Below are 26,881 nucleotides of genomic sequence, written 5' to 3'. Positions count from 1 at the left end.
CCCGTCCGCGGCGCGTCCGGTTCGTCCCAGGACTTGGGATGAAGCACGACAGACAGGCTCCATCCTCGCGGCTCGAGGGCTTTGTTCAGCGCGCGGATGAATGAGGTGTAGGCGGCGCGATCGCCCGGCAGCACGTGCTCGAAATCGACGTTCACCCCGCGGTAGCCCTTCTCTTCACAGAGGCGGACGGCCTCGTCGATCACGCGCCCCGCGAGGGCCGGCGAGTGGAGAATCGCGTGGGCGAGGTGGGGATCAAAGCGGCTGTCGTTAAAATTTGTGAGCGTTGCAAGCGGCGCAATGTGGAACTGGGCGGCAGCTTCGAGCATGCGCCTGTCGTTCGGCGCGTCGAGATGTCCCGTCGCCTGCACGCGGTAGTGGAATGCGCAGACATAGGTGAGTTCGGAGACCTCCTGCAAAAGCGCGGCGTCGTTCTCGTTTCCGGCTGGCATCAGGTACGCGTTCACCTCGATGCTGCGCCTGTCGGATCGCGTGCCGGGGATGTTAACGACCGTGCCGGGCGGCCATGGCCCCTCGCCAGGTAATCCCGGGTTCCAGTTGGCAATCTCCGCGGGTGAAACGCCGTACCGGTGAGCCAACCGCATGAGCGTGTCCCCCGCGCGTACCGTGTGGCGGATAACTCGAACCGGCGGGCCTTTCGGGATGAGGAGCGCGAGACCTGGTACGATCACGTCCTTCGACGCCAACTCGTTGTAGTGCAGCAAGTCCCGGAGGGACACCCCGTACGCCGAAGCGATCTCGTCGAGCGTCTCACCGGCCACAACGCGATGGATTTGCATGAGACGATCCTCCTTCGTGGCGAGCCTCACTGAAGCCTATGCCACAGGTGCCTAGTCTCGTGCGCCGCTCTTGTGTGAACGATCGCCGCGCCACTGGCGTCCATAGGTCGTAGAAAGTTCACGAACCGGTGCATCCAAAGTTTATTTCAAGGTCATTGGGTTAGACTGATGGTAGCAAGTCCTTTCATGGATGGATTCTGTTATTCGAGGTGCAAAGATGATGTTGACCAAAGTCGCGCTCCTTGTCCTCTTCAGTTTTGGCATCATGGCGTTCAACCGGTACATGAAGAAACAAACCGAGCGAATCGAAGAAAAGATTCAGTCGAATCGAGCGTGAGAAAAGGCGGCCTACGGGGCCGCCTTTTCCGCGTTTCGTGACTCACTCCTCGAACTGAACCTCTGTCAGTGGGATCACCTTGGTCTTTTTGATCCACTTGTAGCCAAGCCACAGCACCACGAAGAGCGGGATGCCGATGTACGTCGCGACGACGCCCATCCAGTCGATCTTGCCCCCCGTGAAGACGCTCGTATCTTGGCCGATGATGACCACGGCGCACAGTACCGCGGCAAAGAGCGGTCCGAACGGGTACCACTTCGCGCGGTAGACGAGATCGTCGAGAGAACGCCCCTGTGCCACGTACGCCTTGCGGAAGCGGTAGTGGCTGACGGCAATGCCAAGCCAGGCGAGAAAGCCCGTGAGGCTGGCCGCGTTCAGCATCCACGTGTAAATCGCGCCATTTCCGACGATGGACGACAAAAAGGCCACGAAGCCAATCGCGGTGTTGACATAGAGCGCGTTCATGGGAACGCCGTTGCGATTGACCTTGGCGAACACCTTCGGCGCCTTCCCTTCGCACGCGAGCGCCCAGAGCATACGGCTCGACGCGTACAGCGAAGAGTTGCCAGCCGACAGCACGGCGGTCAGAATGACCGCGTTCATCACGCCAGCTGCGAACGCGAAACCGGCGCGCTGAAACACTAGGGTGAACGGGCTGATGGCCACGTTGTTCACGCTCGCGTTCAGCAGATTCGGATCCGTGTACGGAATGAGCATTCCGATGACGAAGATGGCCAGCACGTAAAAGAGCAAGATGCGCCAGAACACCGTGCGAATGGCGCGAGGCACGTTGCGCTCCGGGTGATCGCTCTCCCCTGCGGCAAGGCCGACGAGCTCGGTGCCCTGGAAGGCAAAGCCGGCCACCATCACCGTGCTCAGAAAGCCAACCCACCCGCCGTGGAACGGCGTACCCCCAGTCATGAACACATGCCAGCCGACCGGATGCCCGCCGAGAATCCCGAAGATCATCGCGAGCCCCACGAGGATGAACGCGACGATGGTGATGACCTTGATGCCTGCAAACCAGTACTCACCCTCGCCGTAGCCTTTGACGCTCACCACGTTGAGCAAGAACAGAAGCGCCAAAAACGCAGCACTCCATACAATGGCAGGCACGTGCGGAAACCAGTATCTCATCACCATCGCGCCGGCCGCGAGCTCGGCGGGCAAGGTCACCGTCCAGGTGTACCAGTAGTTCCAGCCAAGGGCGAAGCCGAGGGCGGGATCGACGAAGCGCGTGGCGTACTGTTCGAACGATCCGGCAATCGGCATGAACGTGGCCATCTCGCCCAGGCTCGTCATCACAAAGTAGACCATGGTGCCGACGATGATGTACGCCAACAGTGCACCGCCCGGGCCGGCGGTGGAAATGGACGCCCCGCTCGCGACAAACACGCCCGTTCCGACGGCGCCGCCGATGGCGATCATCGACAGGTGGCGAGATCGCAGGTCGCGGCGCAGTCCCACCTCTCGCGAGGAGACGATGTAGCGAGGACGCGTCTCTTTATCTGCCAAGAAACGATTGAGGCTCAAGTGAGCGGACCCCTTTCTTTCGATTTAGAACTTCACCGAGGTAAAGCACTGCCACGTGAACATGCTATAGCGAATCTGCGTTCGGCGCAACGAGAAATCGTTCCTCTCTTCGACAAAATCGCTACAGGAGGCAGGCACCTCATATTCGCTCCCAATTCGGGCCCCCTGCTTGCCGGTGAGAACCCAAAGCCAGAGAGGGAGATTTTGCATGATGGGGAGGTTTGTCCGCTGTCTGGGATGGCTCGCGCTGGTTCTGTCCGCGATGGTGATGCCCTTGTCGCGCGAGGCTCGGATTTACGCCAGTGACCGCGGGGAGATTGAGTTTCGCGTCGGATCGTCCACCTCGACGACGGTCGCAGGTGCGAGAGTCATCGTCATCAATCACGAAGGCAAGATCGTGTCGACGGGGCTCACGGACACACAGGGCTTGTTCATGGCGCACGTGCCAATGTACAAGGCCAAGTGGAATGAGCGGTACGATGCGAAGGGCGTGGTCAACGCCATCGTGGTGGCGGACGGGTACAACGAGCAGGCTGTGTTCGTCATCCCCATCACGGAGCACACCATTCAGCCCGTGATTCTCCAGCCCATTCAGCCGAATGCGCGCAACGCCCGAGCGTGTCCTTGGGCAACTTCAGTTCTTACGATCTCGCCGGCTACATCGACCGGTATGCGTCTGAACTCCACCTGAAGCGACAGGCGCCTATTTCGGGCGAACCGAGCTATCCACCCTGGAGCGCGCAACAAGCATCGACATCTTCGAGGTGATGGCGGATGAGCTGGTTTCGACGCGTCGGCTTTGCGATGACGGGAGCGGCGCTCGTCAGCGGATGGTCCATGGCTCCACCGGTCCACGCGCAAACCCTTTTCAACACGCCCTATCCCACCGTCATCCGCGTGGTGATACGGGCATACAACAACCCGACCGCGCCCATTCTGTACGTGCAGACGCTCGGATTTGAGGAGTACTGCGAAGACGTGCTTCCGAACGAATGGATTCCCAGTTGGAACGAAGAGGCACTGAAGGCGGGCGCGATTGCCGTCAAGATGTTCGCGTGGTACTGGACACTCCACCCGCGCACCGAAAACGGCTGGGCGTACGACGTGGACAACACAACCAATTACCAGACGTTCAAATACCTCAGTGGCCAGTACAAGACGGATCTCGCCATCCAGCAGACGTGGAACATGGTCTTCGTGCTGCCGGACGGCGCCATCAAACCGCTCCAGTATCGGCAGGGTTCCGCACACCGCCCCGGCTACGCCTACATCGGGACGTACATCATGTCGCAATGGGGCACGGAGTACTGGGCAAAAGTGGCCAAGCTTCCCTTCACCCAGATCCTGAGCCTCTTCTACCCCGGATACCAAGTCCGGTGGGTGTGAGGCGCCAATGCGAGGCCTTCACGGGTCACGAACGCGCGCGAGCGTTGGCGAGAACCGCCTTGACGTTTCCCAGGCAGCATGCGCCTTGAGGGTTGCGGATGTCACAGGCGCATCGGCGCTCGCGCACCTGCTCTTCGATATCTTCGTCTGGGAGAGCGCCTCGCAACAAAGCAGCGACGAGCGATTCACGCGTCCAATCGAAGCAATAGCAGACGGGCGCGTCGCTGCCCGCATCTTTTTGGAATACGCGCTCCCTGACGTCGGCAATGGGAAAGATCTGGCCTGACGCGAAGTACACGACCTCGCAGTCGGCGGATCCGCAAAAATAAAAATCGCCATCCGGTTGGAGTCGACGGAGTGCGGCGCCCTTGAGCATCGCTTTGACGGTGCGAAGAGCAACCCGGCGCGCCGGTTCATGACAAGTGGGACAAACGACTGCGGACATCGGTCCCCCTCCTAACCTGTGGTGGATGCGTTGCGGACAAAGATATCCGCTACGTTGTCCGAATAGACGAGCGTCCAGTTCGGATTGTTCTCCAGATACGTCGTCAGACTGTATCCGGGCGGGAGAATGGCGGACTGAAAATGATACTGCTGCAGAAGCGCAGGCGCATCAGGCGCGAGATTCTGCAAGTCCATGTAGTTGGCGAACACGCCGGATCGCAGATAGATGTCCGTGCGCCCATCCACGAAGGTCGGCACACCTCGATAAATGAGATACCCCCCGAAGTCGTACGCGTTCAACAGAGGCCCGGGAATGGAATGGGACTTCAGGTAGTCGACTGCCGCTACCGGATACGCGTTCGGGTTCATATGCGCGGAAACCGGTCCGCCTATGCTTGGCATGCGAAGCCCGAAATCGACGATCTCGCCAAGCATCGCCGCGAGCCACACGAAGCGGAGTACAAGCCTTGGGCGCAAAAGCACGCGCAACCAGTCGAAACTGAGGATTGCCATGAGGGGCGCGCCCGCGATGGCCAAATACGGCATGAACCGCTGATACACGAGCGTCAACGCGAAACAGGCGAAGAAATACAAAACGTATTTCCAGGGCAACTTGCGGCTGCGCGCAATGGCCACGAGCGCGATGAGGGTGAGGAACGGAATGACACCGTACTTGTAGTACTGGCTGTGAAAGTTAGGCGAATGCCACTCATTGATGGAATTCACCATGAGCGCGTTGTTGGAGAGCAGGGCATAGGTGAACTCATGGATGCCGTTGGGATTCAAGAGCCCGACGCCCACGCATGCGGCCGCGATGGCGATAAGCAGCGCGCGGGTCCGCATCGGCAGCGGCTGCCCCTGAAACCGTCCAATGGTCGGCAGAAAAGAGACCAGCACTTCAAACAGGATCATCGCTATCCCAATCGACACGCTGGCGTGCGCGTTGGCCCAGACGAGCGTGAGGGGAATCAACAGAAACGCGTACCCCATCCTCCCCCTCCGAACGCGCTCGAGGAGGAGAAGAAACAGGGCAAACATCATATACGAGACGAGCTGCGGGCGCACCACCCAAAACGGCATGCCTGCCGCAACCGCAAGCGCCGCAGCGATGGCGGAGAAGACGGCGTTGCCGCGAGAGAGGTGCAGACACAGGCGGTATACGAACCATACCGTCAACGTCTGAAGCCCCACCAGAATGCCGTATACCCCGGGAAATCCGAAGTGACGTGCGCACCAAGCGAGCACGACCTCAAACAGCCACTCCTGCGTCACCCAGGGTTGTCCACGCATAGACCACGAAAAGGGATCGTGTGTCGGCACGTGATGATGAGCGAGGATCCAGGCGCCGGTGGCGAGGTGCCACGGCGTGTCGGGATCGGACAGCGGCGCCGAAGCCGAGTAGGCAAAATAGAGCAGCCAGCCAAGGAGAATGACGGCATCCAGCCGAAGCCACGATGCGACACGAGCCAAACGTCCTCACGCCTTCCGCATACGGAGATCGATGTACATGACGGCGAGCGCCACAAATCCGAATGGCACCACGATGAGCGAAGCCACCACAGCGACCACGACCCCGAGGCCCGGGATCACCGCGAACACGCCGCCGAGAAGCAGGAAAAACCCGTCCGCAGCCGAGAGCAACAACGAGAGCGCGAGAAAGAAGCCGACGAGCCGCCACACCTCGCCCTTCGTGAGCTCGAACGACCTGCGCAGCGCCGCGGCGTATCCGCGCTTCTCCTCGGCAATGACGTAGGGAACGAACGCAGCTCTGACCCAGTACCAGATGGAACCTGCGAGAGCCGCCAAGAGGCCGATGACCCCGACGAGCACGCCGAACACCTGCGAGACGCTCGCCGCCAGACCGACACCAAGGCCGATGACCCACGACGCGGCGAGGCACGCGACGCCATACAATCCGTAGACCAGAAGCAGGGTCACGAACGACATGGGCCACTTGCGAAACGCGTCATTCCCAGCTTCCTGCACGGGCACGTCGAATCCATGCACCACCATGCCGACGGTGACCCGACTCGTCGCAACGGCCATGAGCGGCAGCACCACGAGCGAATACAACATGAACACGAACGGCATCCACGTCGTGTAAACCGGCGGAATGGCCGCGATAGCCTCGCTGACCGAATGCGCCTGTTGAAACTTCGCCATCCAATTCGTGGGCACCGCGCCGAACAACCTCAACTGCACGTAGGCATTGATGATGTCAAACGGAAGAAGAAACACGAGCGAGATGCCCATGAGCGATCGAAACCGCTGGCGATAGGCGGACAGCGAGATGCGGAAGATATCTCCTAGCGTGAACTGGGTTCTGGGCGTCACCGCGATTCCTCCCGCAGGAAGGTTGCACGCTCCTTGCCAAAACGTCCTTACCATCATAGCACAGAGGTCGGCCCGCGTCTCTGCCCCACCCAAGCTTCCGCGCGCCGTCGGGTTGGCGCCAGCTGAGGCGCCGAGCGCGCCACCGGTCACGAGAAGAGGCGGGATTCCACGCCGCTTTCCGCGTGAAGCCGCGCATACAACCCGCCGAGCCGCACCAACTCGTCGTGCCGCCCCCGCTCCACAATCCGGCCGCGATCGAGCACCAGGATCTGATCCGCATGGCGAATGGTCGAGAGGCGGTGCGCGATGACCAGCGTGGTGCGGCCTTGGCTCGCCGCCACGAGCCCGCGCTGCACCCACATCTCCGTCTGGCTGTCGAGATTGGCGGTCGCCTCGTCGAGAACGAGCACCTTGGGATCGAGCGCGACGATGCGGGCAAACGCGATGAGCTGCCGCTCACCCATCGACAGGTTGGCGCCCCGGCCGTAGATGACGGTGTCGTACCCATCTGGCAATCTGGCGATGACGCGATCCGCCCCCACGGCGCGGGCGGCCTGCTGCACGCGCTCATCCGAGATGTCTTCGCGGAACAAGCGGATGTTGTCGCGTATGGTCCCCGTGAACAGATGCACTTCCTGCTGTACGATCCCGACCAGCCGGTGCAGCGCGTCCTGCGCGAGCTGCCGAACTGGCACCCCATCGAGCAGCACGTCGCCTTCGTCGGGATCGTAAAACCGAAGCAAGAGACTCATCAGCGAGCTCTTGCCCGCGCCCGTCGGCCCGACAATGCCGACAAACGATCCGGGCTCCGCGACGAACGAGACATCCCGCAGGACGGGATGACGCGGATGGTAGCCAAAGGTGACGTGCCGAAACTCCACGCGCCCGCGCGCATCGTTGGACAGCGAGACGGGAACCTCGGGATCGAGCACCTCGGGCTCGATTTCGAGGATCTGGCCAATCCGCTCGGCCGCGACCATGGCCGACTGGAGCGTGTTCCACTGCTGCGTCATGGCGTTGATGGGCTGGAAGAATTGTTGGATGTACCGAATGAACGCGTACAGGGTGCCAATCGGGATGGCGCCGCCGAGGACCGCCGTTCCGCCGATGTACACGACGGCGGCCACGGACACGTTGCCAAGCGTCTCAAAGGTCCGGTTGAACCAAACGGATGTGAGGTATTCTCGGGTGCTGGCGTCCCGATGTTGCCCGGCGAGATCGCGAAATTTCTCCGCCTGGCGCACCTCCTGGCGGAACAACTGCGTGATCCGCATGCCGGCGAGGTTCTCGGCGAGAAACGCGACCATGCCCGCGAGCAGCGTGCGCGTGCGCTGGTAGCGCCGCCGGAGCGCGCCCTGGAAGCCTGCGGCGACGGCGAAGATGATGGGGACGAGCACCAGAGAGAAAAGGCCCATGCGCACATCCAGGCGAAACATCGCGACGAGAATCATGAGGATGGATAGGCCGTCCCGAATCATGCTCAGAAAGAAGTTGGTGAAGAACTGGTTGACCGTTTCCGTGTCGTTCGACACATTCGCCACGAGCGCGCCGACAGCCCGGCTGTCGAAAAAGCGCATGGACTGGCGCTCAATGTGTTGGAAAAGCCCGACGCGGATGCTCCGGATGACGCTCTGCCCCGCCTTCTGCAGCAGCGTGATCTGCAGGTAGTTCGCGGCGACGCCGGCGACGACGACGCCGATGTAAAGTGCCGCGATGTCGACGAGCCCGCGCGGATTCGGGTGGTGGCTCGAGATGTCCTGGTCGATGGCGATTTTCACGAGATACGGCTGCATGACGCTCGACGCGTTGAACACGACGACGAGTGCGATGACGCCCGCAAACTGCCACGCGTAGGGCCGCGCGAACGGCAGCAAGCGCGCGAGCGACTTCAGACTCGGCGACGAAGATGGGCGCTCCTGCTTCACGAGACCTCCTCCTCCCGTGCCTGCAACCGGTACATCTCGGCGTAGATGCCCCCTCTTCGGACGAGATCGCCATGTGTCCCCTGCTCGGCGATGCGCCCGTCGTCCAGCACGACGATCCAGTCCGCGTCCCGCACGGCGGATAACCGGTGCGCAATGATGAACACAGTGCGCCGGCGGCGCAGGGCGCGGAACGAGGCGAGGATGCGCTTTTCCGTCTCCATGTCCACTGCGGACAAGCTGTCGTCGAGGATGAGGATGGGCGCATCCTTCAACCAGGCGCGCGCGATGGCCGTGCGCTGGCGCTGCCCACCGGACAGGGTGACGCCGCGTTCGCCGACGAGGGTGTCATATCCGTCCGGGAACCGAGCCACATCGTCCTCGAGGCAAGCCGCCCGGGCCGCGGCCACGATGTCTTCGTCCGCCGCGTCGGGTCGGCCGAAGGCGATGTTCTCCCGCAGCGTGGTCGAGAACAAAAACCCGTCCTGCGGCACGAAGGCAATGGCCTTCCGCAGCTGTTCAAGCGACAGATCGCGGACATCACAGCCGTCGATCCGAATGGCCCCCGGCGGCGGATCGTAGATGCGGGGCAAAAGGCTGACCAGGGTGGTCTTGCCGGAGCCTGTGCGCCCCACGATGCCCAAGGTCTGCCCCGGGCGAACGCTCAGATGAATGTCCATCAGTACAGGACGCTTCCCATCCGGGTACGTGAAGGCGTCGAGATGGATGTCCACCGCGCCCTCAATCCGCTCCAGGCGCACGGGATGTGGCGGATCAGCGACGGAAGGCTTTTCTTGCAGCAGGACATCCAGCCTCGCCATGGACGCGGAGGCGCGCTGATACGAGTTGATGACCTGGCCAATCTGTTGGAGCGGCACGACGAGTTGCCCCAGGTAGAGGGTAAACGCCACGAAGGCGCCGATGGGAATCTCGTGCCGGATCGTCAGCCAGCCCCCGTAGAGCAGCGCGATCCCGAATGCGACCGAGCTCGCCGTCGGGATAATGGACTGGAACGCGGCCTGTTTGCGGACCAAGGACACCTGTTGCGACACGATGTGATCGACGCGATCGGCAAACCGTTTCACCTCAATGGGCTCGTTGGCCGTCGCCTTGACCAGCCGAATCGCCGTGAAACTCTCCTCCGCGAGCTCGGACATCGACGAAAGGGCCTCCTGCACCTGTTTTGAGGAGGCTCGCACCTTGGGACCTATCCACACGACGAAAAACGGGATGGCCAAGAGCGGAATCATGCTGAGGACGGTGAGCTTCAAGCTCACGGTGGTGAAGGTCATCACGAGCGTGGCGATGAGCAGAAACACGGCGTTCGTGAGGATATTGAGCCCCCCGGAGAGCGCCTCGCGGACCTGCTGCACGTCGTTCATGGCGTGGCTCAGCAAATCCCCGATGCTGCGCCGGCGGAAATAGTCGACGTCCATCTTCTCCCAATGATCGAACAATTTCGTTCGCAGCAGGTACTCAAACCCGCGGGCCGCGCGGCCGTTCTGCGATTGGCCAATGCCGTAGAAGAAGACGTACAGCGTGCCGATGGCCATGAGGACCAGCGCATACATGAAAACGCCTCGGCCGCTCAACCGATGCGCGCTCAAGGCGTCGGTGAAGCGGCCGAGCACGTTGGGAAATTGAACGAAGATCCATTCCGAGACGAGAATGGAAAGCGTCGATCCGACATAGCCGAAGCGATGCTCCCACAGATACGACTTCAGCAGCGATTGCGGGCGCATGGGACATCACCTTCCTCCACTTCGGTCGTCAGCCCCCTTACGATACCTCACCCATTCGCGCCCAGCAAGTGAGCGAAGGCGCCTTTCGGAAGGCCCGAAAAGGACTATCCCCGCGGTTTTGTCAGCGGGCCATCTCGCTCAGCAAGAAGTACCCGACTGCGCAGGCTGCCACCGGGATGAGCGCCGTCTTCAGCTTGAAGTTGGCGTAGTCCATGACGGGCACCTTCATCACGGTCGCCATCGCCACCGTGTTGTCGCTCAACGGCGAGACAAAACCGCCGAACGTGCCGCTCGCGAACACGGCACCCGCCGCGATGGCGAGGGTCCCCGCGCCGCCCTGGGCCAGCGAAAACGCGAGGGGCATCAGGATGGCCCACGTGCCGAACGAACTTCCGAGGACGTAGGAGATGACGCATCCGAACACGAAGAGCGCCGGAATGATGAGCGATCTCGGCACGTACTGGACGATTTCGCGCTGGCAAAACTGCGCAAAGCCGAGATCGGACGCGACCGCGGAGACGGCCCAGATGAGCGCCAGGAGGACGATGACGGGCATCATCTCGTTGCCGCCCTGCAAAAAGCCCACCATGATTCGATTGAGCGGCGTGCCGCGGACGGCGTAGAGCACCATCATCGCCACCACCGTGAGCACGAGCGCCTCGAGCATGGCCTTTGCCGCGTTCGCCTGAACGAACGCTTGGACCAAGGATCGCCCCGGCGCGTAGCCCGAGAGGACCGTCAGCGCGAGCGTGCTCGCGAGCAAAAGTCCCAAGGGAAGGACGAGGTTGAGCGCCGATGGATGCGCGCGCTTCGCCAGCGCCTCGACGGGATCGGGCACCTCCTCCCCTCTGTCGTCGGGGCGGCGCATGCCACGCTGGACCGCGGCATCCTGCGGAAGGCCAATGGCCCCGGCTTCGAGCGCCAACGCCCCGCGCTGCTCGCGTGCGAGGCGAGGCAAGGAGCGGTCTTCCGGGCGATCCGGCAGGAGTCTAGTCGTCCGAGTCGACGCCTGCACCTGTCGCGAGAAGCGGAAAAACGTCAGGAACGCGCCCATGATGAGCATGGCCCAGGCGAAGAAATTGTATGGAATGGTGGCGAGGAACAGGGTATACGGAGAAGCCGCGCCGGCGTGATGCGCCGACGTGTGCATGAGTCCGACCATGTACGCGACAAACGCAGTTCCAATGGGGACCACGGCGCACATCGGCGTGGCCGTCACATCGATGGTGAACGCCACCTGCTCCTTCCGGACGCGAAACCGCTCGAAGACCCGGCTCACGATGGGCGCAACTGTAAGAATCCGGAAGTCAGGCGCCATGAAGGTGAACAGGCTCGACAGCCAGGTGAATGCGAAGGCGCCTCGCGGTGAACGAATCCGGGTCTCCATCCATCGGCTGAACCCCTTGACGCCGCCCGAGACGCGCAGGAGGCCGACGAACGATCCGAACAGGTAAAGAAAGAGAATCAGACTCACGTTGCCGGCGAGCCCCACCTCGCGGATCACGTACGCGATGGCGGCCTCGAGCCCCGCGAGTGGTCGGGGGTGTTCGATATAACAGCCGACGAACAGCCCGAGCGCGAGCCCCAAAATCACCTGTTTGGTCAGGACCGCCACGGGGATAATGACGAGAAACGGCACAATGGATGCGATCGATCCATGCATGTTGACCCTCCTCCCTGCACCCTTCCACAGTGTCCTCCAAATCAGGAAAGACATACTTCAGGGAGGGGAATATCGCGTGCTCGGCGTGGCGGAACTGGACCTCATGGAAGCGTGCAGCGTGTTGTCCTCTATCGGCACGCTGGCCCTCGCCGTCACGGCCTGGTACCAAATCCGGCGCGATACCAAGCTCATGTTCGTACCGATGGTCGTGATCGACGACTTCGCGTGGAGTGGTGGAAATCTGGTGGCGCAAATCCGAAACTACGGCACGGGACCGGCGCTCGACATCAAGTTGTGGATGATGGAGGGGCAGGACGCCGCGCCGGTTGCGCCGCTGGTGGACGGACGCCAAGTGACGGGCCTGCATCTCGCACCGGCCGAGGCGAAACGCGTGGTGCTCACGGCCCATCCGCGGTGTCGCGAACAGGCGCGCGCGATGGTACCCGCCGAGATCCGGATGCGCTACCATTCCGTGCGAGGAAGGACGTATGAAGAAAGGACGAGGATTCCACAGGAGCTTCAAACCGCGGTAGTCCAACATGGACTCGGGCAAGCCGACGACGGCTTGCCCGAGTGAGAGGAATCACTTGTTGGAGGACATCCAGATGTAGTTGAGGAGCGAGTACCCGGTCGTCGGGTTCAGCACCTGCGTCGTCGCGTTGTGCACGTTGGGCCCGATGACCGTAATGCCGGCCGGAACGTTCTGCCACAAGACCGGGAGCTGCTTTGCGATGTAATCCTCGTACGCGAAGAAGTTTTTCATGTTCTCGGCCTGCGAAGAGACCGGCTCGGTGGTCTTCGCAATCAGCTTGTCGGCCGTCGGATCGTTGTAACCGAAGTTGTCCAGGCCGCCGGGCTTGAAGAGAAGCTCACCGGACGGGTACGATCCGCCGTACGTGATGCCCGTGCCGGCCGCCGCCGCCCACTTGCCGGGGTTCTTCGTGTCGCTCATGATCGCGATTTCCTGGTTGAACGGCATCTGCTGAAGCGTGACGTCGACGCCAATCTGCTTCCAATTCTGCTGAACGAGCTCCGCCTCCTGCAGCGTCGATTCAGAGCCAGAGGACACGAGCATGGTGAACTGGAGCTTTTGGCCGTTCTTCGTCATCACGCCGTTTTCCATCTTCCAGCCGTCCGACTCGAGCAACTGCTTCGCCTTCGCCGGGTTGTAGGCGAACAGGTTGTTGAGCGACGGATCATAGAACACCGTCTTCGGCTGGGCAGGGATTGGGCCGTAGAGCGGCGGCGCGAAGCCGTGGTAAATCGTCTGGTTAATCTCGTTCTGGTTCATCGCGTACTCGAGCGCCTCGCGAACCTTGAGGTCGTTGAACGCGCTGTAGAGCGGCGAACCCTTCTGCAAGTTCAGTTCGATGAAATCGTAGCCAAAGTTGTAGGCTGGAACAATCTTGTAACCCATCTGGAGCAAGCTCTTTCTCGCGTTCCACTGCGATGGATCGAGATACCCCAGATTGACCGAGCCGCTGCGCAGCGCGGCAAACTCCGCGTCCGCCGAACCCTCGTACTGGAAGATGAGCTTATCCAGCGTGCTCTTGTGGCCCGCAAACGTCGGGTTGGGGACCAACACCCAGGCCTGGCCCTGCTTCGCGCTCACGAGCTTGAACGGGCCGTCCACCACGGTGAAGAAGCTCGGGTTGGTGGCCTCTTTGCCCAGGTACGCGATTTCCTGTGCCATGTTGTTCGGATACTTGTTCCACGCGTGTTCAGGCAAAGCCGTGAGCTGGCCGATGCCGTTGTAGATGAACCACTGCTGGTTGACGGGTTTCTTCAGCGTGATCTGCACCGTGTACTTGTCAAGCGCCACCACACTCTTGACGTTCGCCGGCACGTCACCCGAACCCGCGTTGTAGTTCGGCCAAGGCGGCACGTTGGACTCATCCGTCGCCTTGATGAGGTTGTAGTCCCACACCACGTCCTGAGCGGTCACCGGCTTGCCGTCGGACCACACCCAGTTCTTCTTCAGGTGAATCGTGAACACAGTACCGGTGGCGTTGTAGTCGATGCTGCTCGCGAAGCTGTCGTTCCAATCAATCGCATAATTGCTTCCAATGTAGATGACGCCGGGATAGAGCAGAATTTGTAACGCCGCATTGTAAATACTCGCGTTAGATGAGTTCGTGATTGGCAGATACCAGTTGATGTTCGTCGATGGCGGCAAAGCGACGACCAGCGTGCCGCCCTTCTGCGGTTGTTGCGTAGTGGTTTGCGTGCTGTTGGTGGTCGTGTTCGACGTACTCTGTTGCGTTCCACATCCGGCGATGATGCCGGCGCCCAGCGCCACGGTGACCGCAGCCACACCGAGCCGCCTTGACGACCACTTGCGCTGACGTTGACGTGTCATGATAACCCCCCTATGGCGTCTGTGTTCCGACAGGATCGGAATTCACAGACTCTTTGTTTGATTTCTGGCTTTCGATAAGCTCATCCTACGAGCCCTCGGGGCTCTTGTAAAGGCCGTGTCAGCTTACATAACCCACCATGTGAGTGGTGAAAACCTCGGATGCCGCATCACGCCTGCATTTCTCGCGTTCCGCCCCAACTCTAAGAATTCTCTAAGAATAAGGGGTATCAAAGAACGGTGCGGCGCCAGGGCCCGCTTCGCCCCAGCACCGCACCGTGTCGTCACGACATCGACTCAAGGCTGATTCTCGGATCCACCAGGCTGTACAGGATGTCCGCCAGCAGGTTGCCAATGATGGTCAGCGCACCGAGGAACATCGTCACGCCCAATAGCACCGGATAATCCAGTGTGCCCACGGCATTCCAGTACAAAAGCCCCATGCCCGGGTAGTTGAAGATCTCTTCGATGAACAGCGCGCCAGCGAAGAGGGCCGGGAACGACAGGCCAAAAAGCGTGATCTGCGGAAGGATCGAGTTCCTCAGGACGTGACGCCACAACACCTGCGACTCCCGCAAGCCTTTGGCTCTCGCCGTGCGAATGTAGTCCATGAGAAGCGTCTCGCGCACGGACGAGCGCATGTAGCGCGAGTAGCCGGCCAGGGTGACCAGTGTCAACGTCGCGGCGGGCAGGACCAGGTGGTGCAGCCAATCCCAGAAGCCCGGATTCGGATCCTGCGGGTTCACCACGCCGCCGGACGGAAACCAGTGCAACTGGATAGAGAAAAACATCACCATCAGGATGCCCAACCAGAACGACGGCATCGAATAGAAGAAGTAGTTCAGCACGGTGATGACGTGATCGGCAATGCTATTTTCGAAGTACGCCTGCACCGTGCCAATGAGCATCGCGAACAACTGCGCGAAGATGGTCGCAATCAACACGAGCGACAACGTGTTCGGCAGCGCGTGCCCGATGAGGTACGTCACCGGCTCCGTGTAATTGTACGAGTATCCGAGGTTGCCGTGGAGAATGTTCCACAGCCAGATCAGATACTGCATGTACAGCGGCTTGTTCAGGCCGAGCGACTGCGCCAGCGCCGCGGCCCGCTGCGGCGTGTAGTGCTGGCCCAACAGAATGCGGACCGGATTGCCCGGCACGATATGGAGCAAAACGAACGTGATAATCGAAATGCCAATGAGCGACGGAATGGCCTGCAGGATGCGGCGCACAATGTAACTCAGCACTCGGGCCCACCTCGCTTCCGTGATCGACTCGCGCCATCAGTCCGTGCGCGTTTCAAGCGCATGGCGCAGGCCATCGCCGATGAAGTTCACGAACAGCTGCGAGCACAGAATCAGAATGCCTGGCGGGTAAATCAGCCACCACGCGTTCTGGAAGATGTAGTTCATCGCAGCCGACAGATCGGCACCCCAGTTCGGCGCCGGGGGCGGCAACCCAAGTCCGAGGAATGATAGACCTGCAATCGAGAGAATGGAGTCTGCGACTGCGAAGGTCGTGGTCACCAACACGGTCCCGATGAAGTTCGGAACCAGGTACTTGGTCATCAGCCGCCACGTTCGCACGCCCGCCAAGAGCGCCGCTTCGACGTACGTCTCGTTTTTGATCTTCAACACTTCACCGCGGACGATACGGCTCACGCCGAGCCAGCTCGTCGCAGCAAGGACGAAGATCATGAGACCCACGTTCGGCTTGAACGTTGCGTTCAGGAACAGCAAGATGAAGATGCTCGGAATGGACAGCAGGATGTCCACGATACGCATCAGGATGATGTCCACCCAGCCGCCCGCGAGCGCGCTCACCATGCCGTACAGCGTTCCAAACGCCATTGCCACGAACGCAGATAGAAAGCCGACTTCAAGCGACGCCTGACCACCCACCATCATGCGGGCGAGCACGTCGTGACCCGCATCGTCCGTGCCCAGCGGATGCTTGGCGCTCGGCGGTTGGAGCAGCGCGGTGAAATCGCCTTGCGTCGGGCTGACGTGATAGAGCATTGGCCCCACGAAGCAGAACGCAAACAAAAGGACCATGCCGATCACGCCAATCGAGCTCAGCGGATACCGCCAGAACCGCTTCCACGTGCGCCACTTCGTGGCCTGCACGCGCGGCTCGCCAGCGGAATTAGCCACCTGCGTTTCTGTGACCACGCCTTTCCCTCCCTTCTTCTGCGCGGCCAGAAAGCCCAGCCGCGCTCTTCATGATAGATTCCTGTCACCTGGACATCCAAATATAGTTAAAGAGTGGATAACCGGTTGTCGGATTCAGGTACTGCTCGGTCGCGTTGTGCACGTTCGGCGCCACGGCAATGAGGCTCGCCACGCCGTTCGTCCAAAGCACCGGCACCTGCTTCGCACAGTACTCCTCGTACGCGAAGAACGCCTTGAGCGACGCCTGCTGCGAGGGCGCCGGCGATGTGGTCGCGGCAATCAGCTTGTCGAGCACCGGATCGTTATAGCCGAAGCTGTCCAAGCCGCCCGGTTCAAACAACTGCTCACCGGATGGATACGATCCGCCGTACGTGATGCCGGTTCCCGCCGCGGCCGCCCACTTGCCCGGATTGGAGGTGTCCTGAATGATCCCGAAGATCTCGGACAGCGGCATGGGCTTCAGCGAAATCTGGACACCAATCTGTTTCCAATCCTGCTGAATGAGCTCCATCATCTGCGTCGTCGACTGGGTGCCACTCGGGTAGATGACCTGGAACTTGAGCTGCAAGCCGTTTTTGGTCATCACGCCGTTTTGCATCTTCCAGCCGTCCGACTCCAGCAATTGCCGCGCTTTCGCCAAGCTGAACGGAAAGAGCGGCTTGACGAGATTCGGATCGAAGAAGATGGTCCTCGGCATCGTCGGTATGGGCCCGTACTGCGGCGGTGCAAAGCCGTGATAGACGTCCTGGTTGATGGCTTTCTGGTCGATCGCGTACTCGAGCGCCTGTCTCACCTTCACATCGCTGAATGCCGCGTACATCGGGGAGCCCTTTTGCTGGTTGAGCTCAATGAAGTTGTACCCAAAATTGTACGCCGGTGTGATGGTATAGCCCGACGACACGAGCGACTGACGCGATGCGTACTGCGACAGGTCGAGGTATCCCAAATTCACCGCACCGGTCTTCAGCGCCGCAAATTCCGCGTCGTTGGTCGCCTCATACTGGAAGATCAGCTTGTCGAGCGTGCTCTTGTGCCCACCGAACATCGGGTTTGGCACCAGTGTCCACGACTGACTGTTCTTTGCACTCTGCAGCTTGAACGGCCCGTCGACCACCGTGAAGAACGCTGGGTTCGTCGCTTGCTTCGCCAGATAAATGATCTCCTGCCGGATGTCGTTCGGGTACTTGTTCCACGCGTGCTTCGGCAAAGCCGTCAGTTGCCCGATGCCGTTGTAGATGAACCACTGCTGGTTCACCGGCTTCTTCAGCGTGATCACGACCGTGTACGGATCCTTCGCCACAACACTCTGGACGTTGTCCGGCACGCCGCCTGCGCCCGCGTTGTAATTCGGCCATGGCGGGGGCGCGTCCTTGGCGTCAGTCGCCTGAATGAGCTCGTAGTCCCAGACGACGTCATCCGCGGTCACCGGGTGGCCATCCGACCACTTCCAGTTCCTCTTCAGCGAGATGGTGTACACCGTGCCCGCCTGGTTGTACGTAATGTTCTGCGCGAAACTGTCGGCGTAATCGATCTGGTACCGATGATCGATATAGATGACGCCTGGATACAGCTGCGTGTACAGCTGCGCGTTGTACAGGCTCGCGTTGCCCGCGTTCGTGATGGGCAGGTACCAGGTGATGTTCGTCGCGGGCGGCAGAGCGTAAATCAGCGTGCCCCCCTTTTGTGCGCCGGTCCCACCGGTTCCCGCCGCGTTTTGAGAGCCGCCGCCACAGCCGACCACGGCGCCGAGCGCCACCACCGCCGTCAGTCCGCCCGAAACCATCTTCGCTTTCCGCTTCATGTCACTTCCCCCTTTGACGAACCCTGAAACTAGGGTCTCGAAACCGGGAGAAGTTCATGCACGGCGACCGCCGACGCTCACCCGTGGAGGTGGCAAGCGACCCAGTGATCCGGATGCACCTGGACCGGCTTGGGCATCGTCTGCCGGCAGACGTCCATCACCCGCGGGCAACGCGTGTGAAATGGACAGCCGGACGGCGGATTCGCGGGGCTCGGCACGTCGCCCTGCAGGATGATTCGCTCGCGCCGCTTCGTGCGCCTGGGCTCGGGCGCCGCCGAGAGAAGCGCCTGCGTGTACGGGTGCAGCGGATCCTGGTACAGGGAGTGCTTCGGGCCGATCTCGACGAGATGTCCCAAATACATCACGCCGACGCGATCGCTGATGTGCCGGACGACCGCGAGGTTGTGCGAGATGAACAAATACGACAGGTTGAATTGGTGTTTCAGATCCATCAACAGATTCAGGATCTGCGATTGGATCGACACGTCGAGCGCCGACACGGCCTCGTCCGCGACAATCAGCTTCGGGTTCAATGCGAGCGCGCGGGCAATCCCGATGCGCTGACGCTGACCGCCCGAAAACTCGTGCGGATAGCGGTTGATATCGCTCGCCCGAAGGCCCACCGTCTTCAGCAGTTCGCCCGCGCGTTCGAACGCCTCGGACTTCGGCAGCACCTTGTTGACAATCAGCGGCTCTGCAATGCTCTCGCCGACCGACATCCGCGGATTCAGCGAGGCGTACGGATCCTGAAACACCATCTGCGACTTGCGCCGGCTGGCCCGCAGTTCTTCACCCTTGGCATGGGTGATGTCTTTCCCGTCCAGAATGATTTTCCCGGACGTCGGCGTCGTCAGCCGCATGATCATGCGGCCCGTCGTCGACTTGCCGCAGCCCGACTCGCCGACGATACCAAGCGTTTCACCTGGTTTCACCTGAAACGAGACGCCGTCCACGGCGCGAACGTACCCGACCGTGCGCTTCAGGAGGCCCGACTTGATGGGAAAGTACTTTTTCAGATCCTGAACTTCGAGCACGTACTCGCTCATGCGCTCCCTCCTTTCCGTCAGACGAGATCGCAGCGAACCCAGTGACCCGGGGCCACTTCGCGCAACTCGGGCATCTTCTCGAAGCAGGACGGTTTCGCGATGGGACAGCGCTCAGCAAACCGGCAGCCCTTCGGGAAGTTCGCCGCGCTCGGCACCGTACCCGGGATGGAGTAGAGCACATCTTTGTCCTCGTCGAGCGACGGGATAGACTCCATCAATGCTCGGGTATAGGGGTGTTTGGGCTCCGAGAACAGCGTATCCGCGTCAACCGACTCGACCACCTGGCCGGCGTACATCACCACGACGTGATCAGCCATGTCGGCCACGACGCCGAGGTCGTGGGTGATGAGGATGATGGACGTGTTCGTCTCACGCCGCATCTTCTTCATGAGGTCGAGCACCTGGGCCTGAATAGTCACGTCGAGCGCCGTGGTGGGCTCGTCCGCGATGAGCAACTTCGGCTCGCAGATCATCGCCATGGCGATCATCACGCGCTGCCGCATGCCGCCCGACAGCTGATGCGGATACTCGCGCACAATCTGCTCCGCGCGCGGGACGCCCACGAACTTGAGCATCTCCACGGCTCGATCGAGCGCCTCCCGCTTCGGCACGCCGCGGTGGCGAACCAAAACTTCCGAAATTTGCGTGCCGATGCTCAGCACGGGGTTGAGCGCCGTCATGGGCTCCTGGAAGATCATCGCGATCTCGCTGCCGCGCAGGTCCGCCATTTCGCGCTCGCTCAACTGCAGGAGATCCCGGCCGTCAAACAAAATCTGACCGCCGACAATCTTCCCGTACGGCCGAGGCACGAGCCGCATGATAGACAGCGACGTCATGCTCTTGCCGCAGCCCGACTCGCCCACGATGCAGACGACCTGTCCCCGGTCGACTTCGATGTCGATCCCGTCGACCGCCTTGACCGTCGCCTGCTTGCTCACAAAGTAGGTCTTCAAGTCGCGAATCGCGAGGAGCGGTTCGGCCAAGATCTGCCCCTCCCATCTGTTGAAAATGTCGAAATCACGGTTCGATTTCGGAACCTGTATGACAACGTCACATGAGTGCATTCAAAGCTCGTCGCGCGTCCGAAATCGTCGGTACCCTGCACGCACCGTGCCTAGTATAGCGCAAATTGTATCGACGGCCATCCCCAGTGTAAAGGAGCACGACAGGCAGGCTCCTCACGTTTTTCCACCGGGGTGTGACGAGAATCGCGAACTTTCGCCGCTTTCACCGACTTTCGTAGGAAAGTAAGAATTCTCTTAGCCTCGGAGCCTCGGCAACATCGAATCACGCGACCGATGCGGTAAGAAATCTTACGAAAGCGCAAACATTCGGACACGCCCCCAATTTCTCCTCCGCGTTGCATGCGGCAATTCAAGCGGCGTTCAATCCTGCGGTGTACAATAAAAGCGGTCCAGTCCGATCCACGGAACCACGCGGGAGGTCATCCGATGCGCATCTTGCTCGTCGAAGATGAGGTGCGGCTCGCGTCCGCACTCAAACAGCTTCTCAAGGAACACCAATATGCGGTCGACGTCGCCCACGACGGCGAAACCGGCTGCGATCTCGCCCTTACCGACAGCTACGACATCGCCATCCTCGACATCATGCTGCCGAAGATGAGCGGCCTCGACATCCTGCGCGCCATGCGCAAGGCTGGCCTGCAGACGCCCGTGCTGCTCCTCACGGCCAAAGACACAGTCGAGGACCGCGTGACCGGCCTCGACGCGGGCGCCGACGACTACCTGGTCAAGCCGTTTGACAACAAGGAGCTCTTGGCGCGCGTGCGGGCCCTCTCCCGGCGCACCGGCCAGCTTGCAGGCGGAGACGCCATTGAGGCGGGCCCGTTTCGACTCGATCTTAACACTCGCACGGTGACGCGCAACGGGGAACCCTTGGCGCTGACCGCGAAGGAATTCCAGTTGCTCGAACTGTTCATGCGCAATCCGAACAAGGTGTTGTCCAAAGAGGTCATTCTCGATCGCGTCTGGGGCCCGGATGCAGACGTCATTGGCAACGCGGTCGAAAACTACGTGCACTTCTTGCGGAAAAAAATCGATGAACCCGACCTGCCGTCTTACATCACGACCGTGCGGGGCGTGGGATACATGTTTCACCCGGATCCGGCAGCGGGCCGCAAGGCGTGAGAAGGGACGTGCGGCTTGTTTAAGCGACTGAGCCTCCGGCTGACCCTCTTGACCGTCGTCCTCTTGGTGATCCTGTACAGCATCACGTCGCTCGCGCTCTACGGGATCATTCGAGGGTTTGTGATGCGAAGCATCGACTTCAACCTGCGCCAGGCCGCCTACCGCGTGGCGAATACAGCCGTCCTGACGGGCATTCCGAGCTTTGCCTCGACCGGATCGCCCGAGATCAGCTTCGTGCTGGCCGACAACGGCATCTACACCTCGATTGCGGACCCTGACCTCGCGAGCGCGCTGGAAAATCGCCTGAACCGGCCCATGGACGGGCCGACGTTTTTCAACTTCACGTACCAGGGCGAGCACTACCGCGTGTTCGACTTGCCCATCGCAGCTGGCTCCGGCGAGCCGGCCTACGTGGCCACCGTGCTTGACGACACGCAGACCGTGCGGGCCATGAGCGACCTGCGCTCCGTCATCGTGATCGTGGGCCTGTTTGGCATCTGCGGAGCGACGCTCGTCGGCTTCATTCTGTCGGAACGCATGCTTCAACCCATTCGCCGCGCGTTTCAGCGCCAGCTCGAATTTGTCGCCGACGCCTCGCACGAGCTGAGGACGCCGCTTGCCGTCATCCAGTCCAACCTCGGCATTGTGATGGAACACACCGACCAAACCGTCGAGGAAAATTTGGAGTGGCTGAACAACGCGCACGGCGAGGCGCGCAGGCTGGCCAAACTCGTGCAGGATTTGCTCACCTTGGCGCGATCCGACTCCGAGCGCATGCCCATCGAGCGCCGCCCCGTGGCGCTCGGCGACTTGCTCGAGCGCATCCATGATCTCTACGAGACCATCGCGGAGATGCGCGGCATCGAGCTCAGCGTGCGCGCGGAAGACGGGCTCGTCGTGCTGGGCGATCGCGACCGCCTGCACCAGCTCCTGGTCATCCTCATCGACAACGCCATGAAGTTCACCGATGCCGGCGGCAAGGTCGAAATTGCGGCGACGAGAAGCCGGAATCAGGCCGTCCTGTCGGTTCGAGACACAGGCATCGGCATCGCGAAGGAGCATTTGGAGCGCGTCTTCGACCGGTTCTACACCGTGGACACGGCGCGATCGCGCCATGGAGAGGCGAAAGGGACGGGGCTCGGGCTGTCCATCGCCAAGTGGATTGTGGAGGCGCACGGCGGCCGAATTTCCATCGCGAGCGAGGGCATTGGTAAGGGGACCACCGTGCGGGTGGAACTGCCACTTTCGCCCAAGCGCGCCGCCGGATGGGACGAGGGCGACGTCACGGCGAAAAGCGAGGCGTGACGCCCACCTCCGGCAGGCGCCTCAGGAAAAACTCCAGCAAGGAGACCTTGGCCTCGGCGCTCGTCCAGGGCTCGCGCGACGCCTCGGCGAGCGTCGTCGCCTTCTCGCGCTCAATCCGCACGTCGTCTCGCCCGGCGTAGTGGTAGAACCTCTGCATGGCGGCGATGGCGGCGTCGAGATCGGGCGAAACGCTGATGCAGCCGTGCGCGAGCACATAGCCAGGGTGGCGGGACGCCATGCCAGCCAAGCCGCCGCGCCACGCCTGTGCCGTGCCCACGACCTTCCGCCCGCCAACGGCGACGTTGTAGTTCCCGTCGCAGTAGGCCCCGGGGACGTCCGTCATCTCGGCCTCGAGCCCGAGCGCCTGAAGCCACTCGACGAGCGGCTGACAGAGGATGCGATAGTACCTGTCCGTTGTGGCGCCCTCGGCCTGGCGCGGGAAGATGAGCGACAGATTGAGCATCCCTTCGCCGTGCGGCACGGCGGTGCCGCCGGTGGAGCGCACGAAGAGCGGCCACCCCTCGGCGGCCATGCGCGCCATCGCCGCCTGACCAGTCGAACCGGCCACGTCTCGGCGACTGACCACGAGGCCCGTCACGGGCAGATGGCGCCACACGCGCACCACGGGCAGCCGCTCTCGGTGCGCCACCTGCTGGCCCAGGTGATCGTCGAGCAGAATGTTGTCGAGCGGCGAAACCGGCACCTCCTCCACCGAGACCTCCACCTCGGGCGGCCACAGCGAATCCCATGCTGTCATGTGTCTATGCCTCCCAGCGCGCGCTCCTGGCCGACCAGCGGAAGGACCATCACGACGGTCGTGCCCTTCCCGACGGCGCTGCGCACGTAAATTTGTCCTCCGTACCGTTCAATGACCTGTTTCGAAATGGCGAGGCCAAGCCCGGCGCCCTGTCCCTCGCGGCGCGCGGCCTCCCCGCGATAAAACCGTTCGAACACGTGCGGCAACACGTCCTCCGGAATGCCCTCGCCGTTGTCGGATACCGAGATGCGCGCGGTAGTGACTTCCTCGCGAGCCATGAGCCGAATCCAACCGCCCTCAGGCGTGTGGCGCATGGCATTGTCCACGAGCCCCACGAGCACCTGCCGCAGCCGATCCGACTGAATCGCGACCCGCCCGCCGCGCGTCAGATGGACACTCACCTCAATCTCCAAATCCGGGCGCAGCACGAGCGCGTCATCGCGCAGCCGCGCAAACAACTCGTCCATCTCCTCCTGCCCAATCCCGCCACCCACCGGCAACTCGTCGACCTGATCCAGGTTCGAGAGAGCGAGGAGTTCATCCACCAGCCGTTGCAGGCGCCCGACCTCGAGCACAATGTTTCGCACCGCGGGCTCCCACACGTGCGGATTATCCTTGCCCCATCGGCGCAGGAGGTTAGCATGCCCCGCGATGATGGCGAGCGGCGTGCGCAACTCGTGCGACGCGTCCGCCACGAACCGGCGCTGCTCGTCCATCGCCACGTCGATGCGGTCCAGCATCTGATTGACCGACTCCTGCAGCTGCATCAACTCGGGCGGCAAATCCGGGAAGGTGAGCCTGCCCGCCTTGCGCCACTCCACCTGCTGGATGCCCCCCATCAGCCGCGCGAGCGGGCGAAATCCCCGCTCGATGAGCACGCGCATGCCGACGGCGAACAGGGCGATGACCGCCGCGTCCAGGACCAGGAACACCTCGAGCATGTGCAGCCCCGCCTGGCGAATCGGATCGAGCAAGGCGAAGATAGAAAGCTGGCCGTAGCTTCCGTTTTCGAATCGCACGCCTTCGGTGAGCGCAAGCACCCGGTGATACCCGTTTGCGTCCCGCCACGCGTACGGATTACTCCAGTGAGGTTTGGTGAAGTTCGGGCCCTGCGCAGGCATCGGCACTCGCGCCGCGATGTCGTCCACCACCCCCGCCGTGAACACCGGCCCCATGATCTGAAACAACACGTCCCCCTGGGCGTCGGTGAGGCGAATGACCGAGTCTGTCGCGGCGGAGTATCGGTCCCACGTCGTGGTGACCGCCTCCTCGGCAAGCCGATCCGCCCCCTGCCCGAGAAGCGTCGCCATCTCGAGCTCCATGATGCGCTTTTGACCGACCAGGCTCGTCGCCTCGTACGACACCATGAACACAGCCGTGAAGAGAAGCAGCACCACCGCGCACCACACCGTGCTCCAGATGAGCAAGGTCCCCTCGATGCTGCGCCGAAGCGCACGATTCCCAAACCTCATGTCTCCTCGACCTCGAGCCGATACCCCTGCCCGCGAACCGTCTTGATGTATCGCCGCTCAGGATCCAACTTCTGCCTCAAGTAGCCGATGTACACGTCCACCACGTTGGTGTCGCCAGGCGCCTGAAATCCCCATACGCGCTCCAACAGCTCCTGCCTGGAACACGTTCGATTCACGTTGCGCAACAGGTACAGCAACAGGTCATACTCCCGCGCCGTGAGATCGACTTCCTGCCCGCGGTACACCACGCGGTGCGCGTCGAGGTGCACCGTTGCCTCTCCAAAGCGAAAGGGTGCGCCATTCACCTCATACCGGCGCCTGATGGCACGGATGCGCGCCCAAAGCTCCTCGATGGCAAACGGTTTGACCAGGTAGTCGTCCGCGCCCGCGTCGAGGCCGTCGACGCGATCCGCCACCGCGCCGCGCGCCGTCAGCATCATGATGGGGACGTTCGAAAACCTGCGCACCTCGCGGCACAACTCCACACCGCTCATGCCCGGCAGGACGATGTCGACGAGCAACAGGTCGTACAGCTCCAACCTCGCCCGCTCAAGCGCGGTCTCGGCGTCCATCGCGACGTCCACCTCGACGCCCGACAACTGCAATTCTAAGCGCAGAAACTCCACGAGCCCGGGCTCGTCCTCGACAATCAGGACCCGCATCGCTTGATCACCGCCCTCATCTTACCGCAATTCGGTGGCCGCCGCTCCCGCCGACGCGAGCCACTCGATGAATGCGCGCGCAGCCGCCGGGATGTGCGATTCCTTGCGCCAGACGAGCGTCACGGTGCGCTGGCCGAGATCGCAACCCACGATATGGACGAGTTTCAGGCGGCCCTGGGTCACATCGTCCGCCACTGCCGGCCAAGGCACCACCGCGACACCCAGCCCCGCCTGCACGAAACGGTTCATCGCTTCCAGACTGTCCGTTTCCATCACCGGCGGAGCAGGCCGCTCGACCCCCGCGCCGTGCAGGAGGTCGTCGATCTGCTTCCTCAGGCCCGACTCGCCGTGCATGACCACGAGCGGATACTGGGCCAACTCCACAATGGTCGCGCGCTTGCCCGCGAGCGCATGGTAGGCCGGCGCGACTGCGACGAGCTCGTCGCGCCAGAGCGCCACCTGCTCGACACCCGCCTCCTCATCCGGAGGCGTCGTCACAATGGCGAGATCGACCGTGCGCGACGCGAGCCGCTCGAGCGTCACTTTGGACGATCCCGTCACCACCTGGAAGCGCACGCGCGGATGTTTCGACGCGTAGCGGGCGACCATCGCAGGCAGGCGATAGAGCGTCGGGGAGAGCCCCGCGCCCATGCGCACCAATCCCGCCTCCGGATTCGACATCTCGAGGAGCGACTCGGCCAACTCCTCCTGCTTCCGAAGCACCTCAAGCGCGTACGCGTGAACGCGCTCGCCGGCGGGCGTGAGCGCGAGCCGTTTGCCGCTCCGATCAAAGAGCGCCTGCCCGAAGTGGCGCTCCAGTTGTTGAATCTGGCGCGTCACCGTGGGCTGCGTCACGTGGAGCGCCCGGGCCGCCTCTGACACGCTCCCCAGCGAGACCACAGTGACCAGCGCCCGCAGGGATTCAAACATGGTGATCACTCCATACACGATGAGCATGAAAATGATACATATCATTCATTTTACACATAGAAGAGGCGCGTCGTAC

23 protein-coding genes are annotated in these 26,881 nt (G+C 61.9%); 5 read left to right on the top strand and 18 right to left on the bottom strand.

All coding sequences use genetic code 11. From position 1 onward, the window contains the following. Nucleotides 1-797: LysM peptidoglycan-binding domain-containing protein (locus AS26_RS02400; protein WP_062305814.1), on the bottom strand; the 797-nt coding region annotated here is incomplete at its 3' end. Nucleotides 798-1,176: 379 nt separating this feature from the next. Further along, nucleotides 1,177-2,562 carry an amino acid permease gene (locus tag AS26_RS02395; RefSeq protein WP_062305827.1) on the bottom strand — a complete coding sequence of 462 codons (1,386 nt, stop codon included), beginning with the start codon at nucleotides 2,560-2,562 and terminating at the stop codon, nucleotides 1,177-1,179. 316 nt (nucleotides 2,563-2,878) lie between these two features. Here AS26_RS02395 and AS26_RS02390 point away from each other — a divergent pair, with 316 nt between their 5' ends. Then, nucleotides 2,879-3,358: a hypothetical protein gene (locus AS26_RS02390; protein ID WP_245629568.1), complete on the top strand. Its 480-nt coding sequence runs from the start codon at nucleotides 2,879-2,881 to the stop codon at nucleotides 3,356-3,358. A gap of 83 nt (nucleotides 3,359-3,441) precedes the next feature. Further along, the gene (locus AS26_RS02385; protein WP_062305813.1) at nucleotides 3,442-4,053 is read left to right on the top strand and encodes a SpoIID/LytB domain-containing protein; all 612 of its coding nucleotides are present in this window, start codon (nucleotides 3,442-3,444) and stop codon (nucleotides 4,051-4,053) included. A 25-nt stretch (nucleotides 4,054-4,078) separates the two neighbouring features. Here AS26_RS02385 and AS26_RS02380 read toward each other — a convergent pair whose 3' ends face one another. The 6 genes from AS26_RS02380 to AS26_RS02355 form a co-directional block, all read right to left on the bottom strand. Continuing rightward, nucleotides 4,079-4,498: a putative iron-sulfur cluster-binding metallochaperone gene (locus AS26_RS02380; protein WP_062305811.1), complete on the bottom strand. Its 420-nt coding sequence runs from the start codon at nucleotides 4,496-4,498 to the stop codon at nucleotides 4,079-4,081. 11 nt (nucleotides 4,499-4,509) lie between these two features. Next, a complete protein-coding gene (locus tag AS26_RS02375) occupies nucleotides 4,510-5,967 on the bottom strand; it encodes a hypothetical protein (protein WP_062305810.1) in 1,458 nt (485 codons plus the stop codon). A 6-nt stretch (nucleotides 5,968-5,973) separates the two neighbouring features. Next, nucleotides 5,974-6,831: a hypothetical protein gene (locus AS26_RS02370; RefSeq protein ID WP_062305808.1), complete on the bottom strand. Its 858-nt coding sequence runs from the start codon at nucleotides 6,829-6,831 to the stop codon at nucleotides 5,974-5,976. Nucleotides 6,832-6,977: 146 nt separating this feature from the next. Beyond that, the gene (locus tag AS26_RS02365) at nucleotides 6,978-8,756 is read right to left on the bottom strand and encodes an ABC transporter ATP-binding protein (protein ID WP_062305807.1); all 1,779 of its coding nucleotides are present in this window, start codon (nucleotides 8,754-8,756) and stop codon (nucleotides 6,978-6,980) included. Further along, nucleotides 8,753-10,495 (bottom strand): ABC transporter ATP-binding protein, encoded by a 1,743-nt coding sequence (locus AS26_RS02360; RefSeq protein WP_062305806.1) that lies wholly within the window; start codon nucleotides 10,493-10,495, stop codon nucleotides 8,753-8,755. Before AS26_RS02360 ends, AS26_RS02365 begins: the two co-directional genes overlap by 4 nt. 121 nt (nucleotides 10,496-10,616) lie before the next feature. Next, on the bottom strand, nucleotides 10,617-12,158 hold the full coding sequence (locus AS26_RS02355; protein ID WP_062305804.1) for a Na+/H+ antiporter NhaC family protein: 1,542 nt from the start codon (nucleotides 12,156-12,158) through the stop codon (nucleotides 10,617-10,619). Between the two features lie 76 nt (nucleotides 12,159-12,234). Between AS26_RS02355 and AS26_RS02350 the strand changes: the two genes are divergently transcribed. Continuing rightward, nucleotides 12,235-12,735, top strand: a complete 501-nt coding sequence (locus AS26_RS02350; RefSeq protein WP_062305803.1) for a DUF8453 domain-containing protein — start codon at nucleotides 12,235-12,237, stop codon at nucleotides 12,733-12,735. Nucleotides 12,736-12,741: 6 nt separating this feature from the next. Here the strand turns inward: AS26_RS02350 and AS26_RS02345 are convergent, their stop codons facing one another. The 6 genes from AS26_RS02345 to AS26_RS02320 form a co-directional block, all read right to left on the bottom strand. After that, nucleotides 12,742-14,517 (bottom strand): peptide ABC transporter substrate-binding protein, encoded by a 1,776-nt coding sequence (locus AS26_RS02345; protein WP_062305801.1) that lies wholly within the window; start codon nucleotides 14,515-14,517, stop codon nucleotides 12,742-12,744. 281 nt (nucleotides 14,518-14,798) lie between these two features. After that, nucleotides 14,799-15,761 (bottom strand): ABC transporter permease, encoded by a 963-nt coding sequence (locus tag AS26_RS02340; RefSeq protein WP_062305800.1) that lies wholly within the window; start codon nucleotides 15,759-15,761, stop codon nucleotides 14,799-14,801. A 36-nt stretch (nucleotides 15,762-15,797) separates the two neighbouring features. Continuing rightward, nucleotides 15,798-16,685, bottom strand: coding sequence for an ABC transporter permease (locus tag AS26_RS02335; protein ID WP_062305799.1), 888 nt, complete (start codon nucleotides 16,683-16,685; stop codon nucleotides 15,798-15,800). A gap of 64 nt (nucleotides 16,686-16,749) precedes the next feature. After that, nucleotides 16,750-18,486, bottom strand: a complete 1,737-nt coding sequence (locus AS26_RS02330; protein ID WP_062305797.1) for a peptide ABC transporter substrate-binding protein — start codon at nucleotides 18,484-18,486, stop codon at nucleotides 16,750-16,752. Nucleotides 18,487-18,563: 77 nt separating this feature from the next. Beyond that, entirely contained in the window at nucleotides 18,564-19,532 is a 969-nt protein-coding gene (locus AS26_RS02325; protein ID WP_062305796.1) for an ABC transporter ATP-binding protein, read from the bottom strand. A 17-nt stretch (nucleotides 19,533-19,549) separates the two neighbouring features. After that, the gene (locus AS26_RS02320; protein WP_062305794.1) at nucleotides 19,550-20,515 is read right to left on the bottom strand and encodes an ABC transporter ATP-binding protein; all 966 of its coding nucleotides are present in this window, start codon (nucleotides 20,513-20,515) and stop codon (nucleotides 19,550-19,552) included. A gap of 468 nt (nucleotides 20,516-20,983) precedes the next feature. Here AS26_RS02320 and AS26_RS02315 point away from each other — a divergent pair, with 468 nt between their 5' ends. Next, entirely contained in the window at nucleotides 20,984-21,679 is a 696-nt protein-coding gene (locus AS26_RS02315; protein WP_062305793.1) for a response regulator transcription factor, read from the top strand. Between the two features lie 15 nt (nucleotides 21,680-21,694). Beyond that, the gene (locus AS26_RS02310; RefSeq protein WP_062305791.1) at nucleotides 21,695-22,984 is read left to right on the top strand and encodes a sensor histidine kinase; all 1,290 of its coding nucleotides are present in this window, start codon (nucleotides 21,695-21,697) and stop codon (nucleotides 22,982-22,984) included. Here AS26_RS02310 and AS26_RS02305 read toward each other — a convergent pair. From AS26_RS02305 to AS26_RS02290, 4 genes are read right to left on the bottom strand one after another with little or no spacing between them, the layout of a single operon-like run. Beyond that, nucleotides 22,962-23,741: a lipoate--protein ligase family protein gene (locus AS26_RS02305; protein WP_062305790.1), complete on the bottom strand. Its 780-nt coding sequence runs from the start codon at nucleotides 23,739-23,741 to the stop codon at nucleotides 22,962-22,964. The genes AS26_RS02310 and AS26_RS02305 overlap by 23 nt on opposite strands. Next, nucleotides 23,738-25,213 carry a sensor histidine kinase gene (locus tag AS26_RS02300; protein WP_062305789.1) on the bottom strand — a complete coding sequence of 492 codons (1,476 nt, stop codon included), beginning with the start codon at nucleotides 25,211-25,213 and terminating at the stop codon, nucleotides 23,738-23,740. The genes AS26_RS02305 and AS26_RS02300 overlap by 4 nt, the downstream gene beginning before the upstream one ends. After that, nucleotides 25,210-25,875, bottom strand: coding sequence for a response regulator transcription factor (locus tag AS26_RS02295; protein WP_062305787.1), 666 nt, complete (start codon nucleotides 25,873-25,875; stop codon nucleotides 25,210-25,212). The genes AS26_RS02300 and AS26_RS02295 overlap by 4 nt, the downstream gene beginning before the upstream one ends. A gap of 21 nt (nucleotides 25,876-25,896) precedes the next feature. Beyond that, complete coding sequence (locus tag AS26_RS02290; RefSeq protein WP_062305825.1) at nucleotides 25,897-26,805, bottom strand: LysR substrate-binding domain-containing protein; 909 nt, start codon at nucleotides 26,803-26,805, stop codon at nucleotides 25,897-25,899. Nucleotides 26,806-26,881: the final 76 nt, after the last annotated feature.

The sequence above is a fragment of the Alicyclobacillus sendaiensis NBRC 100866 genome, assembly GCF_001552675.1.
Lineage (GTDB): Bacteria > Bacillota > Bacilli > Alicyclobacillales > Alicyclobacillaceae > Alicyclobacillus > Alicyclobacillus sendaiensis.
The sequence above is the reverse complement of the archived record's forward strand: the minus strand, read 5'-3'. Positions and strand labels throughout refer to the sequence as shown.

Bases quoted from the DNA above. Each gene is read 5' to 3' on its own strand.
- AS26_RS02390 (WP_245629568.1), top strand. From the start codon at position 2,879: ATGGGGAGGTTTGTCCGCTGTCTGGGATGGCTCGCGCTGGTTCTGTCC.
- AS26_RS02380 (WP_062305811.1), bottom strand. From the start codon at position 4,498: ATGTCCGCAGTCGTTTGTCCCACTTGTCATGAACCGGCGCGCCGGGTT.
- AS26_RS02325 (WP_062305796.1), bottom strand. From the start codon at position 19,532: ATGAGCGAGTACGTGCTCGAAGTTCAGGATCTGAAAAAGTACTTTCCC.
- AS26_RS02345 (WP_062305801.1), bottom strand. From the start codon at position 14,517: ATGACACGTCAACGTCAGCGCAAGTGGTCGTCAAGGCGGCTCGGTGTG.
- AS26_RS02295 (WP_062305787.1), bottom strand. From the start codon at position 25,875: ATGCGGGTCCTGATTGTCGAGGACGAGCCCGGGCTCGTGGAGTTTCTG.
- AS26_RS02355 (WP_062305804.1), bottom strand. From the start codon at position 12,158: ATGCATGGATCGATCGCATCCATTGTGCCGTTTCTCGTCATTATCCCC.
- AS26_RS02360 (WP_062305806.1), bottom strand. From the start codon at position 10,495: ATGCGCCCGCAATCGCTGCTGAAGTCGTATCTGTGGGAGCATCGCTTC.
- AS26_RS02305 (WP_062305790.1), bottom strand. From the start codon at position 23,741: ATGACAGCATGGGATTCGCTGTGGCCGCCCGAGGTGGAGGTCTCGGTG.
- AS26_RS02330 (WP_062305797.1), bottom strand. From the start codon at position 18,486: ATGAAGCGGAAAGCGAAGATGGTTTCGGGCGGACTGACGGCGGTGGTG.
- AS26_RS02395 (WP_062305827.1), bottom strand. From the start codon at position 2,562: ATGATCGCCATCGGCGGCGCCGTCGGAACGGGCGTGTTTGTCGCGAGC.
- AS26_RS02300 (WP_062305789.1), bottom strand. From the start codon at position 25,213: ATGAGGTTTGGGAATCGTGCGCTTCGGCGCAGCATCGAGGGGACCTTG.
- AS26_RS02385 (WP_062305813.1), top strand. From the start codon at position 3,442: ATGAGCTGGTTTCGACGCGTCGGCTTTGCGATGACGGGAGCGGCGCTC.
- AS26_RS02315 (WP_062305793.1), top strand. From the start codon at position 20,984: ATGCGCATCTTGCTCGTCGAAGATGAGGTGCGGCTCGCGTCCGCACTC.
- AS26_RS02290 (WP_062305825.1), bottom strand. From the start codon at position 26,805: ATGTTTGAATCCCTGCGGGCGCTGGTCACTGTGGTCTCGCTGGGGAGC.